The sequence below is a fragment of the Pseudomonas sp. LY-1 genome (genome assembly GCF_053502595.1).
This window is the reverse complement of record NZ_CP094353.1, coordinates 6160239-6174859: the sequence shown is the minus strand read 5'-3', so window position 1 is coordinate 6174859 and position 14621 is coordinate 6160239. Positions and strand designations below refer to the sequence as shown.

At 63.6% G+C, this 14621-nt stretch carries 13 protein-coding genes; 4 read left to right on the top strand and 9 right to left on the bottom strand.

Going from position 1 to position 14621, the window contains the following annotated elements; translation table 11 throughout:
• Window positions 1-134 precede the first annotated feature (134 nt).
• A complete protein-coding gene (gene tam / locus MOQ67_RS28390) occupies window positions 135-896 on the top strand; it encodes a trans-aconitate 2-methyltransferase (RefSeq protein ID WP_046381880.1) in 762 nt (253 codons plus the stop codon).
• A 21-nt stretch (window positions 897-917) separates the two neighbouring features.
• Here the strand turns inward: tam and MOQ67_RS28385 are convergent, their stop codons facing one another.
• The gene (locus tag MOQ67_RS28385; protein WP_102617004.1) at window positions 918-1481 is read right to left on the bottom strand and encodes a cysteine hydrolase family protein; all 564 of its coding nucleotides are present in this window, start codon (window positions 1479-1481) and stop codon (window positions 918-920) included.
• A 97-nt stretch (window positions 1482-1578) separates the two neighbouring features.
• On the opposite strand from MOQ67_RS28385, the gene MOQ67_RS28380 reads away from it, so the two are divergent.
• On the top strand, window positions 1579-2550 hold the full coding sequence (locus tag MOQ67_RS28380) for a GlxA family transcriptional regulator (RefSeq protein ID WP_126589130.1): 972 nt from the start codon (window positions 1579-1581) through the stop codon (window positions 2548-2550).
• A 165-nt stretch (window positions 2551-2715) separates the two neighbouring features.
• Here MOQ67_RS28380 and MOQ67_RS28375 read toward each other — a convergent pair whose 3' ends face one another.
• The gene (locus MOQ67_RS28375; protein ID WP_126589129.1) at window positions 2716-6963 is read right to left on the bottom strand and encodes a DEAD/DEAH box helicase; all 4248 of its coding nucleotides are present in this window, start codon (window positions 6961-6963) and stop codon (window positions 2716-2718) included.
• Window positions 6964-7129: 166 nt separating this feature from the next.
• Here MOQ67_RS28375 and MOQ67_RS28370 point away from each other — a divergent pair, with 166 nt between their 5' ends.
• Window positions 7130-8014: a sugar nucleotide-binding protein gene (locus tag MOQ67_RS28370; RefSeq protein WP_026140363.1), complete on the top strand. Its 885-nt coding sequence runs from the start codon at window positions 7130-7132 to the stop codon at window positions 8012-8014.
• 136 nt (window positions 8015-8150) lie between these two features.
• Here the strand turns inward: MOQ67_RS28370 and MOQ67_RS28365 are convergent, their stop codons facing one another.
• The 5 genes from MOQ67_RS28365 to MOQ67_RS28345 all read right to left on the bottom strand — a co-directional run bounded on the left by MOQ67_RS28365 (window position 8151) and on the right by MOQ67_RS28345 (window position 12066).
• Window positions 8151-8849: an OmpW/AlkL family protein gene (locus tag MOQ67_RS28365; protein ID WP_126589128.1), complete on the bottom strand. Its 699-nt coding sequence runs from the start codon at window positions 8847-8849 to the stop codon at window positions 8151-8153.
• A 94-nt stretch (window positions 8850-8943) separates the two neighbouring features.
• Window positions 8944-9465 carry a DUF3299 domain-containing protein gene (locus MOQ67_RS28360; protein ID WP_126589127.1) on the bottom strand — a complete coding sequence of 174 codons (522 nt, stop codon included), beginning with the start codon at window positions 9463-9465 and terminating at the stop codon, window positions 8944-8946.
• 11 nt (window positions 9466-9476) lie between these two features.
• Complete coding sequence (locus tag MOQ67_RS28355; protein ID WP_126589126.1) at window positions 9477-10742, bottom strand: ABC transporter permease; 1266 nt, start codon at window positions 10740-10742, stop codon at window positions 9477-9479.
• Between the two features lies 1 nt (window position 10743).
• A complete protein-coding gene (locus MOQ67_RS28350) occupies window positions 10744-11454 on the bottom strand; it encodes an ABC transporter ATP-binding protein (RefSeq protein WP_126589125.1) in 711 nt (236 codons plus the stop codon).
• Between the two features lie 6 nt (window positions 11455-11460).
• The gene (locus tag MOQ67_RS28345) at window positions 11461-12066 is read right to left on the bottom strand and encodes a DUF2796 domain-containing protein (RefSeq protein ID WP_126589124.1); all 606 of its coding nucleotides are present in this window, start codon (window positions 12064-12066) and stop codon (window positions 11461-11463) included.
• Between the two features lie 132 nt (window positions 12067-12198).
• Here MOQ67_RS28345 and MOQ67_RS28340 point away from each other — a divergent pair, with 132 nt between their 5' ends.
• Window positions 12199-12549 carry a hypothetical protein gene (locus MOQ67_RS28340; RefSeq protein ID WP_017849585.1) on the top strand — a complete coding sequence of 117 codons (351 nt, stop codon included), beginning with the start codon at window positions 12199-12201 and terminating at the stop codon, window positions 12547-12549.
• A 101-nt stretch (window positions 12550-12650) separates the two neighbouring features.
• Here MOQ67_RS28340 and trxA read toward each other — a convergent pair whose 3' ends face one another.
• The gene (trxA, locus tag MOQ67_RS28335; RefSeq protein WP_126589123.1) at window positions 12651-13523 is read right to left on the bottom strand and encodes a thioredoxin; all 873 of its coding nucleotides are present in this window, start codon (window positions 13521-13523) and stop codon (window positions 12651-12653) included.
• Entirely contained in the window at window positions 13516-14598 is a 1083-nt protein-coding gene (locus MOQ67_RS28330; protein ID WP_232925623.1) for an Abi family protein, read from the bottom strand. The genes trxA and MOQ67_RS28330 overlap by 8 nt, the downstream gene beginning before the upstream one ends.
• Window positions 14599-14621 lie beyond the last annotated feature (23 nt).

The window sequence follows — 14621 nt, the reverse complement described above, 5'->3', positions numbered from 1 at the left end:
AATCTTAGTTCGGGTTTGCGCACGCTGCGCAGGGTGTGCAGGCATCTTCCGATGGTGAGGTGATCCCTGGCGTTTGTTCTCATGGCTCACACGATTTAGGCTGTGGCCAACCTTTAAGCACAAGGAACGCCGCGATGACCTGGTCCGCCAAGCAATACACGCTGTTCGAACAACAGCGCACACGCCCCGTCCGTGATCTGGTCGCGGCCATTCCCAATACCGCGGTGCAAACCGCCGTCGACCTGGGCTGCGGCCCCGGTAATTCCACGCAAGTGTTGGCCGAGCGTTTTCCGCAGGCTCGCGTCACCGGCATGGACAGCTCCGACGACATGCTGGCCGACGCCCGCAAGCGCCTGCCGACGCTGAACTTCGAACGGGCGGATATCGGCGCCTGGAGCCCGGCGCAACCGTTCGATGTGATCCTGGCGAATGCTTCCCTGCAATGGCTGCCGGACCACGCCACGCTTTACCCACACCTGGTCAGCCAGTTGACCTCCGGCGGAACCCTGGCGGTGCAAACCCCGGACAACCTCGACGAGCCCGCCCATCGGCTGGCGCGTGAAGTCGCCGCCGATGGCCCATGGTCCGCCAGGATCGGCGCGGTCAAACACAATGAACGGCACACGGCGAGCTATTACTACGAACTGCTGAGCAAACACTGCAGTGCCGTCGATGTGTGGCGCACCACCTACCTGCACCCGCTGGCGGATCACGCGGCTGTGGTGGAGTGGTTCAAGGCCTCGGCATTGCGGCCGTTCCTCGCACCGTTGAGTGACGACGAAAAAGCCGCTTTCCTGCAGGACTATCAGGCGCGAATTACCCAGGCTTATCCGGCCCTGGCTGATGGCACCGTGCTGCTGCCTTTCCCGCGCCTGTTCATTATCGCAACCCGCTAGCCCCACGCCCGCATGTGGCGGTCAGGCCGCCGCCGCTTGCGCCTGCAAGTATTCCTGCGTCGACACCACGCTCGCATACCCAAATGCCAACGATGCCATATACGCCCCATGCACCTGCGCCGCCGGAATCACTTGCCCGTTGAACTCCTGATCCCGCGTGGCGCAGGCGTCATGGAGCACGGTGACCTTGTAACCGAGGTCCGCCGCCGCCCGTACCACGGCGTCGATGCACATATGGCTCATGCTGCCGACCACGACCAGGTCAGTGATGCTGCGTTGTTCCAGCACCGTGCGCAGTTGGGTTTCGCGAAACGCATTTACGAAATGTTTAAGCACCACCGGCTCACTGCCTTCGTTCAGCACCTTGGGGTGCAGATGCGCGCCTTCGGAGTCTGGGGTGAAGAACGGTGCATCTTCCGAGGTGAACTCATGGCGCACATGAATCACCGCATCGCCCGCCTGGCGAAATGCCTGCAGCGCCTGCGCGGCCTTGTCTGCCGCGGCTTCCACGCCGTCGAGTGGCCACTTGCCGTGGGGGAAGTAGTCATTCTGGATATCGATTAGGATGAGCGCTTGCTTGGCCATGTGTGTTGCCTCGTGATGGGTTGATGGGCGCCAGTATCTTAGCTGGCGCACCGACCGGGGATTGGCTGCACCGACAATAGCAGGGGGAAAACTGACAATGGCCGTGGAACGCTCGATCATCGAGTTGGGTGTGTTGATCTATCAGGGCGCGCAACTGGCGGCGGTGCATGGCCTGACCGATCTGTTCGGGGTGGCCAACCGGATCGCCGGCGCGCACCAATCCGCGCAATTGCCGCTGCTGCGGGTCAGCCATTGGCAGGTGGCGGCAGATGGTACGCCCGCGCGCGTATTCGCCAGCCATCCCGGCCCCGGCCAACCGCTGATGGCCGTGCTGGTGCCACCGTCGATTGGCGAATTCACCGAGCAACAGACGCCACCCGCGTTGTTGCAATGGCTACGCCAACAACACGCGGCGGGCACCGTGCTCGGTGGCGTGTGCATTGGCTCGATCATGCTGGCGCGCAGTGGTTTGCTGGACGGGCGCAGCGCCACCACCCATTGGTCTTCCGCCAGTACGTTCGCAGAGCATTACCCCGCGGTGCGTCTGGAAGCGGATAAGCCGATCGTCGATGACGGCGACCTGATCACCACCGCCGGGCTGATGGCGTGGTCCGAACTGGGCCTGCGCCTGGTCGACCGCCTCATGGGGCCGAGCGTTGCGGCGGACACGGCGCGCTTTCTGGTGATCGAACACAGCGACAGCGCCAGCCAGTGCGGCAGCAACTTTGCGCCGATTCTCGGGCATGGCGACGGCGCGATCCTGAAAGTGCAGCACTGGTTGCAAGCCAGTGGCGCGGTGGATGTCTCGGTGGCGGCGATGGCGCAGGAAGCCGGCCTCGAAGAACGCACGTTCCTGCGGCGCTTTCGCGGCGCGACGGGTTTGAAACCCACCGAATACTGCCAGCACCTGCGAGTGGGCAAAGCCCGGCAAATGCTCGAGTTCACCAACGGCACCATCGACCATATCGCCTGGACCGTGGGCTATCAGGACCCCAGCGCGTTTCGCGCCACCTTCAAGAAAATCACCGGCCTGGCGCCCAGCGAGTATCGCAGCCGGTTTGGTGTGTGAAGAATGTTTCGTCGTCACCGCCCGCGCTCGCCTCGTCAGCTTCCTATAGGCCTGATGATGTTCTGGCCTCATCGGGGGCAAGCCCCCTCCCACATTTGATTGTGTTCACAGATCAACGTGTGGGAGGGGGCTTGCCCCCGATGAGGCCTTCAAAGTCACCCTGACTCAATGCCTGATCAGCCTCTCCTGCACCGCCTGCTGATCCACATCCAGCAGTATCTGTTGCTTGCCAGCCACCATCACCGCCGCCGGCAGCCCATCGCGATACACAATCCGGTTACCACTCACCGCCGGCACTTTGCTGCCCGGCAATAGCGTGCCCACCAGGTTCAGCGGATCAGCCCCGCACACCGCGATCAGGCTTCCATCATGGGCCCGCCGCCGCACCTCACGCAGCAGCGGGATCGCTTCCGGCAAGGCGAACTGTTCGCCCGCCAACCCGCTGACGAACCGCCCGCCGCGAATCTCCCCGCGTGCCTCCAGGCGGTGAAAGGTGCGCAACAGTTCGCGCCAGCTTGGCAGCCAATCCGCCTCGCGCTCCAGCAGTCGCCAGAACACCACGCCGTAGCGACGCAGCAAGGTCATCGCCACATGCTCCAGGGTTTCGGCCGAGTGCGGGCCGGCGGCGGTCGACGGGCGCCGGATCAGCGCCCAGCGCCCGGCATCGTCCATGCCGCCGACAAATGCACCGCGCCCGCGCCGGCTGCTGCGCGCCTGGCGTTTACTCGCGGGCGTGGTCAGCGCACGCAGCCCGGCAAAGCTGTCGGCGTTCACCAGGCCGGCGCCGACCAGTTCCTGCAGCGCCGTTTCCAGCTCGCTGCGCAGCAGATGGGCTTCGTGGGCCAGCTCATCGAAAAACAACGCGCCGTGTTCGCGCAGGGTCTGGTGGACTTTCTGCGCCTTGGGCGACAACGTCGTGCTGTCGGTTTGTTCGGTCAGCCCGCTCCACAACGGCACCTGGCTGCGCGGCAGCAGCACCACGGGCGTGCTGCGCAGGGCGGTGGCACCGGGCTTGTTGCTCAGGCGTGTCCACACCAGCTTGCCGCTGCGGCACAGGTCGTCGAGCCAGGTCGATGCGTAATCCTTGAGCCGCGCGCTGAGCAAGTCACTGTCCCAGGCCGAGGTGGCCGCCGCGTAGCCTTCGAACTGGGCGACGATCTGCGGCAACATCGCGCTGCCCTGGCCACGCGTACCGTCGGACAGGTGCTGCCAATCGAACAGAAAGCGCATGAAGTCCTGCAACGCCACCGGCTCGATTTCCCGGCGCAGGCGCTTGACCGTGTAGCGATGAATCCGCGCCAGCAGGTGCCGTTCGCACCATTGCTCCTCGCGGGCGCCGGGGCTGAAACGCCCGCGCAACACATAGCCTTCCTGCTCCAGGCGGGCCAGGGCCTGGGCGATGTCGGTCACCGGCAGCCCAAGGGGCGCGGCGATTTCGATCAGGCTCAGCGGGCCGAACCCCCCGAGGCGCGCGCGCAGTACTTCCACCAGCGCGTCATCGAAGGTCCAGGGCTCATCGAAGCCGGGCAACAGCGGCAAGTCGTTGGGGTAAATCGCCCGCAAGCAACTCAGGCGTTCCACCGCCACCCACTGGCCTTGGGGCAGATGACAGGCGCGTCCGCCCTTGGCCAGCGTTTGCAACCACTGCTGCCATTGCGGCGTAACCTCGCTGTCGACGATGCACGCCAGGCTCATCAACGCTTCATGCATTTCATCCAGGCCATGGGGCGCCGGCCAGGCCTCTTCGCGCACGCCGGCGATGGCGTCGGCGTCCAGCGCGCCAAGGTCGTCGGTGCTCTGCGGGTCGCTCCAGCGCCGGTTGAGCACGGCCTGGGTGCGGCGTTCTTCCAGCGGCGCGTCGTCGAGAAAGGTGTAGGGCCGCGCGCTGAGAATTTCCGCGGCCATGGGCGAGGGCGCCGGCAGGTCGCGGCTGATCAGGCGTACCTCGCCGCGCTCGATGCGCCGCAACAGGGCCAGCCAGCCGTCGCTGTCCATCGCTTCGTGCAGGCAGTCATTCAGGGTTTGTTCGACCAGCGGGTGGTCGGGTACTTCGCGCTCGCCGGCGAGGTTTTCCAGGCACGCGATCTGGTCGGGAAACACGCTGGCGATCAGGTCTTCGCTTTTCATCCGCTGGATCTGCGGCGCCACCTTGCGCCCGCCGGTAAAACGCGGCAACGCCAGGGCCACCCCGGCGTTCCAGCGCCAGCGCACGCCGAACAACGGCGCGTCGAGTACGGCCTGGATCAGCAGGTGCTCGGCGGTCTGGCTGTTGAGATAACGCCACACCTCATCCAGCGCGAAACTGTGGCTGGTGGACAGCGACAGCACGATCGCATTCTCGCTGGCCGCCGCTTGCAGTTCGAAGTTGAAGGTGCGGCAGAAGCGCTTGCGCAGCGCCAGGCCCCAGGCGCGGTTGATGCGGCTGCCGAACGGCGTGTGGATGATCAGTTGGGTGCCGCCGGACTCGTCGAAAAACCGCTCCATGATCAGCGTGTCCTGGGACGGCAGCGCGCTGAGCGCCAGGCGCGCGCGGGCCAGGTAATCCACGATCTGCTCGGCGCTGGCGCGGTTCAGGCGCAGGGTGTCGGTGAGCCAGGCGAGGGTGGGTTGCAGGTCGCCGGGCGTGGCGCCGAGCAGTTCGTCCAACTGGCCCTGCAAACGCGCGACCGCCGCCGACAATTCGCGGCTGCGCCCCGGCGCTTCGCCGAGCCAGAACGGGATGGTCGGCGGCTGGCCATGGGCGTCCTCGACCCGCACCTTGCCGGCTTCGACCCGCAAGATCCGGTAGGACGTATTACCGAGCTGGAAGACATCCCCGGCGATGCTTTCCACCGCGAAGTCTTCGTTGACGCTGCCGATGTTCAGGCCCTGAGGCTCGAGCAACACGCTGTAGTCGGCGTTGTCGGGGATGGTGCCGCCGCTGGTCACGGCGGTCAGCCTGGCGCCCCGACGGCCGCGCAGGGTGCCGGTCACGGCGTCGCGGTGCAAGTAGGCGCTGCGGATGCCCTGGCGGCCGTTGTAGCCGTCGCAGAGCATCTGCACCAGCGCCTGGTAATGGCGTTCATCCAGCTCGGCATAGGGCGCGGCGCGGTGGATAAGTTCGAGCAGCGCCTGTTCCGGCCATTCCCGCGCGCTGACTTCGGCGACGATTTGCTGGGCCAGCACGTCCAGCGGCGCGACCGGGATGTGCAAGGTGTCCAGCTCGCCCCGGCGCACGCAGTCGAGCAGGGCGGCGCATTCGATCAGATCATCGCGGGTGGTAGCGAACAGGCGCCCCTTGGGCGTGCCGCCGACCTGGTGCCCGGAGCGGCCGACTCTTTGCAGAAACCCATTGATGGAACCGGGCGAGCCGATCTGGCACACCAGGTCGACCTCGCCGATATCGATCCCCAACTCCAGGGATGCGGTGGCGATCAGCACTTGCAGCGCGCCGGCCTTGAGCCGTTGTTCGGCGTCCAGGCGCAACTCCTTGGCCAGGCTGCCGTGGTGCGCGGCCACGGCGGACTTGCCCAGGCGCTCGCTCAAATGCCGCGCCAGGCGTTCGGCCAGGCGCCGGGTGTTGACGAAAATCAGCGTGGTGCGGTGTTCGCTGGCGAGGGCGGCGAGGCGGTCGTAGACCAATTCCCACACGTCGTTGGCCATTACCGCTGACAGCGGCACCGGCGGCACTTCGATATCCAGGTCACGCGGGCGCGCATGGCCGATGTCGACGATCGCGCACGGACGTGCCGTGCCCACCAGAAAACGCGACACCGCCTCGATGGGTTTTTGCGTGGCCGACAGACCGATGCGTATCAACGGCTCGGCGCACAAGCCTTGCAGGCGTTCGAGGCTCAGGGCCAGGTGACTGCCGCGTTTGCTCGCCGCAATCGCATGGATCTCATCGACGATCACCGTGCGCGTGCTGGCGAGCATCTGCCGGCCGGAGTCCGAGCCCAGCAGCACGTAGAGCGATTCCGGCGTGGTCACCAGGATATGCGGCGCACGCTTGCGCATCAGCACGCGGTCTTTTTGCGGCGTGTCGCCGGTACGCACGGCGGTGCGGATCGCCAGCGGTGGCAGGCCCAGTTGCTGTAAATGCGCGGTGATCCCGGTCAGCGGGGTTTGCAGGTTGATCTGGATGTCGTTGGACAGCGCCTTGAGCGGCGACACATACACCACCTGGGTTTCATCCGGCAGTTGCCCGCCGTTGGCCAGGCCTTGATGAACCAGGTCATCGAGCACTGCGAGGAAGGCCGTCAGCGTCTTGCCGGAGCCGGTGGGCGCGGCGATCAGCGTCGAGCGGCGCTGGCGGATCAGCGGCCACGCCTGGGCCTGGGCGTGGGTCACCGAGGGGAAGGTGCTGCGGAACCAGGCGCTGACGGCGGGGTGAAAGCCGTTCAAGACCGTATCGGTTGTTTCAGGAAGGTTCATGATCCCTATATGCAACCGCCAGGGCCAAGTTGCAAGCCCGCACTTTGTCCGTGACGGTTGCGCTACAAACCCGCAAAATGCAACGATTCTGGCAAATACCCACGGCAAGGCTCAAACGCCTGTCGATACTAGCCATCGTTCCAAACAGACCGGGCCAGCTCAATCTATGCGAATGCGCCTTATGTTGTTGGGCGGCGGGAATGCCCTCGGGCAGGCGCTGATTCGCCTCGGTGCAGAGGAAGACATCGGTTTCCTCGCCCCCAAACCGCCCCAAGACGGCTGGGATGCCGCGAGCCTTACCCAATTGCTCGACGACACCCGTCCCGATGCGTTGATCAACCTCGCCTACTATTTCGATTGGTTCCAGGCCGAAACGGTCAGCGAAAGCCGTCTGGCCGCCCAGGAGTCGGCGATCGAACGCCTGGCCGAACTGTGTCAGCACCACAGCATCACCTTGCTGCAACCGTCCAGCTACCGCGTGTTCGATGGCTCCCGCGCCACTGCCTACAGCGAAAAGGACGAGCCGGTGCCCCTGGGCCTGCGCGGCCAGGCGTTGTGGCGTATCGAACAGAGCGTGCGCGCCACCTGCCCGCAGCATGTGTTGCTGCGCTTTGGCTGGCTGCTGGATGACAGTGTCGACGGCACCCTCGGGCGTTTCCTGGCGCGGGCCGAGCAGACTGAAGAACTGTTGATGGCGGACGACCGTCGCGGCAACCCGACGCCGGTGGACGATGCGGCGCGGGTGATCATCTCCGTGCTCAAGCAACTCGATTGCGCGGCGCCGCTGTGGGGCACTTATCACTACGCCGGTCACGAGGCGACCACGCCGTTGGCGCTGGGCCAGGCGATCCTCACCGAAGCGCGCAGTTTCCGTGCGCTGGTGATCGAAGCCCCCACCGCCCAGGCCCATGCGGCTCGGCCGGATGCCGGTGAAGAACCACAACACGCGGTGCTGGCCTGCAAGAAAATTCTCCACACCTTCGGCATCAAGCCGCGGGCGTGGCGAGCGGGGTTGCCAGCGTTGCTGGATCGGTTCTACCGCCGTAGCTGAAACACCCCAAAGCAAAATGTGGGAGGGGGCTTGCCCCCGATAGCGCGGCATCAGTCAACAGATTCATTGACTGAGCCACCGCTATCGGGGGCAAGCCCCCTCCCACATTGGTTTTGCGGTGTTTGTGAAATATCGCTTAGAACTTGTAGCCGATACCGACCATGTAAACGAATGGATCAACGTCAACATTGACCTTGGCGCGAGTGCCAGGCACGTTGTTGTAGTTCACTGTGGCCTTGGTGTTGATGTCGATGTAGCGCGCCTGGGCGTTGATCATCCACTTGTCGTTGATCATGTAGTCGGCGCCGATCTGCGCGGCCCAGCCCCAGGAGTTTTCGGCCTTGAAGTTGCTGAAACCGTTTTGTTTCGCGCTGCCGCTGACGCTCTCGTCATAGATCCAGGTGTAGTTGATACCAGCACCCACATACGGTTGGAACGCCGATTTGCTGTCCAGCGGGTAGTACACGACGCTCAGGGTTGGCGGCAGTTGTTTCAGGGAGCCGAGTTTACCGTTGGCTGGGCTCAAAGCGGTATTCTTGAGCTTCACGTCATGCGAGAACGGTGTGGCCGCCAGCAGTTCGATACCCCAGTGGCTGGTGAACATGTAGGCGAAGTTCAGACCCAGTTGCGTGTCGCTGCTCAAGGTCGCTTTGCCGCCCAGGTTCGTGCCGGCAATTGGGCCCTGGTCAACTTTGACGCTGCCGCTGTCGGTATTCGGGTTCACGGTGATTGCACCTGCGCGAACCAGAATGTCACCGGCCTCGTGAGCGTGGGCAACGGGGGCGGCGAGGGCGAGCGCGAAGAGTGACGCGCCGAGCAGAGACTTATTGTTCATGGGAGCTCCAGAGGACGTTTAAAGGTTGTACATCCAATGGTAAAGATCGTTCCGTTCGGTCTTTTGACGCAGCTCAATGAATGGGTGATAAGCGCTATTCCGGCAATTCGTAGACGTAAATCTTCTCGGCATCCATCTGATAGCCGGCGTCGGCCAACTCACTGGAGGACGGTTTGACCTGCATCACGCCCTCGATCCAATACGGCTGATACAGCTCGTCGAGCTTCACGCCGACTTCGCTTTTCACATGCACGATCTGGTTCGACGGCGGTGGCGGTACGTGAATGCACGCGCCGAAATACGGCACCAACAGGAACTCGGTGGTACGGCCTTCTTCACTGACTTCCAGCGGCACGATATAGCCCGGCAGGCGGATATGCCGGCCATCGAGGCTTGGCACCACCGGTGCGTTGGGCAAGTCCTGCTTGGCCGCTGGCGCGGCCTCCACCGATAACGCATCGGCCATTTTCGACAGGTCGTGCAGTGGTTTCATATTGGGGATTTCCGGCGGCGCGTCCGCCGGGATCATCTCCTGCCAGGACAAATCCTTGGGCTGATCCTCCGCCCAGGCGGGCGCGGCCAGCAGCAACAACAGGGCAAACAGGGCACGATGCATCGAAGCCTTCCTCATAAACGTATGGACAGGCCATCGGCCAAGGATTGTCGATAGGCCCGCCACGCTGGCACGCTGCCCATCAGCAGCGCCGCCACGAGGATACCGGCGAGCAAGCTCCATTCATACTCGCTGGGCCAGGCCATCGGCAGGTCCAGGCCGTAGTTGGCCTGCAGGTACCCGCGTGAAGCGGCGATGCACACGTACAGCAGACCCACGCCGGCGATCACACCGGACAGCGCCAGGGCGAAGGCTTCGAAGATCAGCAACGTCGCGATATGCCACGGCCGCGCGCCCACCGAACGCAGGATCGCCATTTCGCGACGGCGCTCGTTGAGGCTGGTGAGGATCGCGGTGAGCATGCCGATCAAACCGGTCAGCACCACGAACAGCGAGATCACGAACAGCGCTTTTTCCGCGGTGCCCATCATGCTCCACAGCTCTTGCAGCGCCACGCCGGGCAGGATCGCCAGCATCGGCTCGCCACGGAATTCATTGATCTCGCGTTGCAGGGCGAAGGTGGAGATCTTGTTGTTCAAGCCGAGCATGAAGGCGGTGATCGCTTGCGGGGTCAGGTCCATGTTGCGCGCCTGATCGGCACTGATGCGGCCTTTGCCCTGGGCTGGCACGCCGTTGTGCCAGTCGATATGGATCGCCTCCATGCCGCCGAGGCTGATATGCAGTGTGCGGTCCACCGGGGTGCCGGTGCGCTTGAGGATGCCGACCACGGTGAACGGTTTGTCATCGTGCTTGACCAGGCTCACCACCGCCACGCCATGGGCCAGCACCAACTGGTCGCCGAGCTTGTAGTGCAGCGCTTCGGCCACTTCGGCGCCGAGTACCACTTCGAACGGATCGGTGGCGAAGGCGCGGCCGCTGGCCAGTTCGAGGTGTTGCTTGCGGCCGTACTGGTAGTGCTCGAAATAGGATTCGTTGGTGCCCATCACCCGGTAGCCGCGATGGGAGTCGCCGAGGGAGATCGGAATCGCCCATTTCACTTGCGGGTTGGCGGCGAAGTGTTCGTAGCTGTCCCAACGGATATTGTTGGTGGCGTTGCCGATGCGGAACACCGAATACAGCAGCAGGTTGACCGAGCCGGAGCGCGCGCCGACGATCAGGTCGGTGCCGCTGATGGTGCTGGCGAAACTGTTGCGCGCTTCAACGCGCACCCGTTCCACCGCCAGCAGCAGGCACACCGAGAGGGCGATGGCGAAGGCGGTGAGGATCGCGGTAAAGCGGCGGTTAGCCAGGCTGGCCATGGCTAGACGGAACAGATACATCTCAAACCTCTGCGGGCGTGGCGGCGCGATTGAGTTCGGCCAGCGACAGGTGACGGTCGAACAGCGGGGCCAGGCTCTGGTCATGGCTGACAAACAACAGGCTGGCGCCGGCCTCGCGGCATTCGGCGAACAACAGTTGCAGGAAGGCTTCGCGGGCGTCGTAGTCCAGCGCCGAGGTGGGCTCGTCGGCGATCACCAGCTCCGGCTGGCCGATCAGCGCACGGGCGGCGGCCACCCGTTGTTGCTGGCCGATCGACAGCGAGTCGGCGCGGCGCTCCAGCAGGGCGCTGTCCTTCAACCCCAGGTGCGCCAGCAACGTCGCGGCGGCCTGGTCGACACTGCCGTGGCGCTGTTTGGCCCGCTGCGCGCGCAGCTTGGAAAAGTGGCACGGCAACTCGACGTTTTCGCGCACCGACAGGAACGGCAGCAGGTTGAACTGCTGGAAGATGTAGCCGGTATGGTCGACGCGAAAACGGTCGCGGGCACTGGCCGAGAGTTCGGTCAGTTCCTGACCGAGCAGACGGATGCTGCCCCGGCCGGGTGTCTGCACGCCGCCCAGCAGGCCGAGCAGGGTGGTCTTGCCACTGCCGCTGGGGCCCTTGAGAAACAGGGTCTCCCCCGGTTCCAGGCGGAACGCGGGGATGTCCAGCAGCGGCGGGTGTCCGGGCCAGTTAAAACCCAGGTCGGACAGTTCGATCAATGCGTGGCTCATGGCTACTCAGAACTTCAAGGTGGCTGCTGTGACCGTCGCTTCCACACCTTGCTGGCCGCTCGGGCCGATCAGTTGTACCTGAATTTTCTGGGTGGCGGGGAAGGTCTTGAACACCTGGCTCAGGTCGAGGTTGCTCAAGGCCGTCGGCGTGGCGCAGGTGAATTGGTAGTGGGCGTGGATTTCGCTGTGGTCGTGATGATGCTCGTGGGCGGCCGCGCCTTTGCTGTCGGTGGCGTGGTCGTCATCGTCGTCATCATGCTCGGCTTCGGGCTTGTCGCCGAACAGCGGGCTGTTGAGTTCCTGGGTGCTGACCACGCAACCGGCGGCCTTGGGCAGATTGAACAGGACGGTTGGGTTTTCCAGCTGTTTGCGCACGGCGGCGACCTTGGCTTTGTCGGCGGCGCTGGTGGCGGGGTGTTCGAACCCCACCAGGTTCATCGCCGGGCTGTCCAGCTCAAGCTCCAGGGCCTGGCCGTCGAGCACCGCGTTGAGACGGCCGACCCCGTGTTCATGGGCTCCCAGGCTGGCATGCTCATGATCATGCTCGTCAGCGGCGTGGGCGATAGCCAGTGGCAGCAGGGCAAACGGCAAAGCAAGCAGCAGACGGCGCATGGGGAAGCTCCAGAATATGAAATTTATGTTATGTGATCTTATAACAATAGTATCGAGAGTTTGACCGTCCGCTTGGCGTTGCGCAAGCCGCATGGGAGCATGCCCGTCGGAAAAAATGCAGGAGTAGGGACGATGTTGCGGATTCGTGGAACTGTCGGCGACCTGCCGGTGGACTTGACCCTGGAGCTGGATGACGCTGATTGGGCACGCCTGCGCGCGCAGTTGCAGACGACGCCGGTGGCCAGCGCCACCGCTGCGCCGGCCGTTGCGGTCAAGCAGAACGATGACCTGTGGCAGAACGCCCAGGACCTGTTGCGCGCCGCCGGCCAGCTCAACGGGCTGGAATTGCTCGATCAACTGGAAGGACTGGCTGGCGACGCCGCAGCGGGCAAGCGCCTGCTGGTGCGCCTGCGCCATAGCGGCCAGGTCAAGGTCAGCAGCGGCGGTGATACGCCGCTCTATACCTGGATTGACCCCTTGTAGGCGCGAGCTTGCTTGCGAAGAGCGTCAACCACAACGCGCCCATCCAGAATGAATGCGGTGTCCTTGAGTTTTTCGCGAGCAAGCTCGCTCCTACAGGGCGATTAGTACAGCGCGGCGAACAGCTTGCGGCGGTACGCGGTCACCAGCGGGTGATCGTTGCCCAGCAGTTCGAACACCTGCAGCAAGGTCTTGTGCGGCAAGCCTTCGCTGTAGCTGCGGTTGCGGATGAACAGTTTGAGCAAGCCTTCCAGCGCGGCATCGTACTGCTGGCGTGCCAGTTGCTGAATGGCCAACTGATAGGCCGCTTCGTCGTCCTGCGGGTTTTGCGCCAGGCGGCTTTTCAGGTCGGCGGGGTCGGGCAGGTCGGCGGCCTGGCGCAGGAAGGTGATTTGCGCCTTGGCGCCGGCGAGGGCGGCCTTGTGCTCGTCGCTCTTGACGGCGTCGAGAACGGCCTGGGCTTCGCCCAATTCACCGCGTTCGGCCAGGCAGCGCGCGTACAGAATCAGCGCGCCGGCGTTGCTGTTGTCTTCGCCCAGCAGCGCGACCAGCACGGCTTCGGCTTCACTGATACGGCCCTCGGCAAACAGCGCCTGAGCCTGCTCCAGCGGGGCCGCCGCAGCCGGCGGCGGCATCTGCACGTGAGGTTCGAGCATCGCCCGCACCGCCGACTCCGGCTGCGCCCCGGCAAACCCGTCCACCGGTTGGCCGTCCTTGAACAGCACCACCGTCGGCAGGTTGCGAATACCAAAGCGCGCAACGATGTCCTGCTCGGCCTCGCAATCGACCTTGGCCAGCAGCAATTGGCCCTGATAACTCTCGGCGATCTGCGCCAGCATCGGCATCAACGCCTTGCACGGCGCGCACCACTCGGCCCAGAAGTCCACGAGCACGGGCTTTTCGAAGGAGTTCTGGATCACCGCCTGGTCGAACGTGGCGGTGGTGGCGTCGAAGATATACGGCGTGGGCTCACTCATGGGGCGTCTCGAATAAAGCGGGAATGGGGCAACTATAAGGGCTGGCGCAGGCTATCGGAAGCCGCATGGCGCTTCGCCGCGAGACATATGCCAAAAAGGGTCCTGATACCAGTCGCGAGGAAACCCCCATCGCTTGCAAGCTGACGTCGGGAAACTCTCTGAGCAAGTGATACAGGCGCTCTCCCCAACGAGTGTGAGGGCTCACCTGATGCATCAGATGATTAAGAATGCACAGTACTGAAAAAATACGGGCATGCGGTCCTGGTTGAACCAGATGTGTGGGCCACGGAAAAATGGCTTTCTTCGGCAGCTCGGGACGAATCCCCAGTTCTCGATTCCACATTCGCGAATGATGGGCGCAGATGTTTCGGATAGTGGTCAGTGTGTGCAGCCAGGATTGCATCAGTGGTGCCGCCAGCCCAAGGCGCCTGGCGATGGCCTTTTTATCCATGTCTTTGGCCAGCCCTTTATATAAATGGGATAAATCACCCAACGTCAGCTCTTCCAGCATGGCCCAGCCCGGCATAAGAGCAGGATGGGCATAAGTTGTCGGGTAGTGACGGGCATAACTTTCCTTTGCCCTCTGGCGTTTAAGGAGGCTCTTTCTCTGGGCGTCTGCGCGCGATCTATCGATGCGCTCGCATTCGCGCTGGAAGTCACGTATTGCGGCGGACTGTTTGATGGACAGCGTCATCAGCAGCCGCTGATGATCGAACGCCTGGTGGAACATCAATGGGTTGATATACCAGTGACTGCCATGGGTAGGGCCCATGTGGTTGCTGATGACAGCGCGTGATGCAATTTCGACTCTCTCAAGGGCATCTATGGTCAGTAAACGAAGCCGTCGATCAAAGTCGTAGAGGCGGGTTAACTGGCGAAATTGGATACCTGTGCGAAAGCAATGGTTGATATCTTCCGGTTGCTGGAAGGGCCGCATATAAGGGCTTAATCGGAAGAAACTGACCGACCGTAAAAAAAGCTCGGCACGAGCCTCATCCTGAATCGTCAACCCGCGGCGCTTGAGTAGTTCCAATTGGGCAGGAACGTCAATGGCGGGCTTGCTGAACCGCCTCATGCCCAAAAAGTACCGGTCATAAA

Coding starts and splice junctions, on each gene's coding strand:
- tam (WP_046381880.1), top strand. CDS start 135: ATGACCTGGTCCGCCAAGCAATACACGCTGTTCGAACAACAGCGCACA.
- MOQ67_RS28385 (WP_102617004.1), bottom strand. CDS start 1,481: ATGGCCAAGCAAGCGCTCATCCTAATCGATATCCAGAATGACTACTTC.
- MOQ67_RS28380 (WP_126589130.1), top strand. CDS start 1,579: ATGGCCGTGGAACGCTCGATCATCGAGTTGGGTGTGTTGATCTATCAG.
- MOQ67_RS28375 (WP_126589129.1), bottom strand. CDS start 6,963: ATGAACCTTCCTGAAACAACCGATACGGTCTTGAACGGCTTTCACCCC.
- MOQ67_RS28370 (WP_026140363.1), top strand. CDS start 7,130: ATGCGAATGCGCCTTATGTTGTTGGGCGGCGGGAATGCCCTCGGGCAG.
- MOQ67_RS28365 (WP_126589128.1), bottom strand. CDS start 8,849: ATGAACAATAAGTCTCTGCTCGGCGCGTCACTCTTCGCGCTCGCCCTC.
- MOQ67_RS28360 (WP_126589127.1), bottom strand. CDS start 9,465: ATGCATCGTGCCCTGTTTGCCCTGTTGTTGCTGCTGGCCGCGCCCGCC.
- MOQ67_RS28355 (WP_126589126.1), bottom strand. CDS start 10,742: ATGTATCTGTTCCGTCTAGCCATGGCCAGCCTGGCTAACCGCCGCTTT.
- MOQ67_RS28350 (WP_126589125.1), bottom strand. CDS start 11,454: ATGAGCCACGCATTGATCGAACTGTCCGACCTGGGTTTTAACTGGCCC.
- MOQ67_RS28345 (WP_126589124.1), bottom strand. CDS start 12,066: ATGCGCCGTCTGCTGCTTGCTTTGCCGTTTGCCCTGCTGCCACTGGCT.
- MOQ67_RS28340 (WP_017849585.1), top strand. CDS start 12,199: ATGTTGCGGATTCGTGGAACTGTCGGCGACCTGCCGGTGGACTTGACC.
- trxA (WP_126589123.1), bottom strand. CDS start 13,523: ATGAGTGAGCCCACGCCGTATATCTTCGACGCCACCACCGCCACGTTC.
- MOQ67_RS28330 (WP_232925623.1), bottom strand. CDS start 14,598: ATGAGGCGGTTCAGCAAGCCCGCCATTGACGTTCCTGCCCAATTGGAA.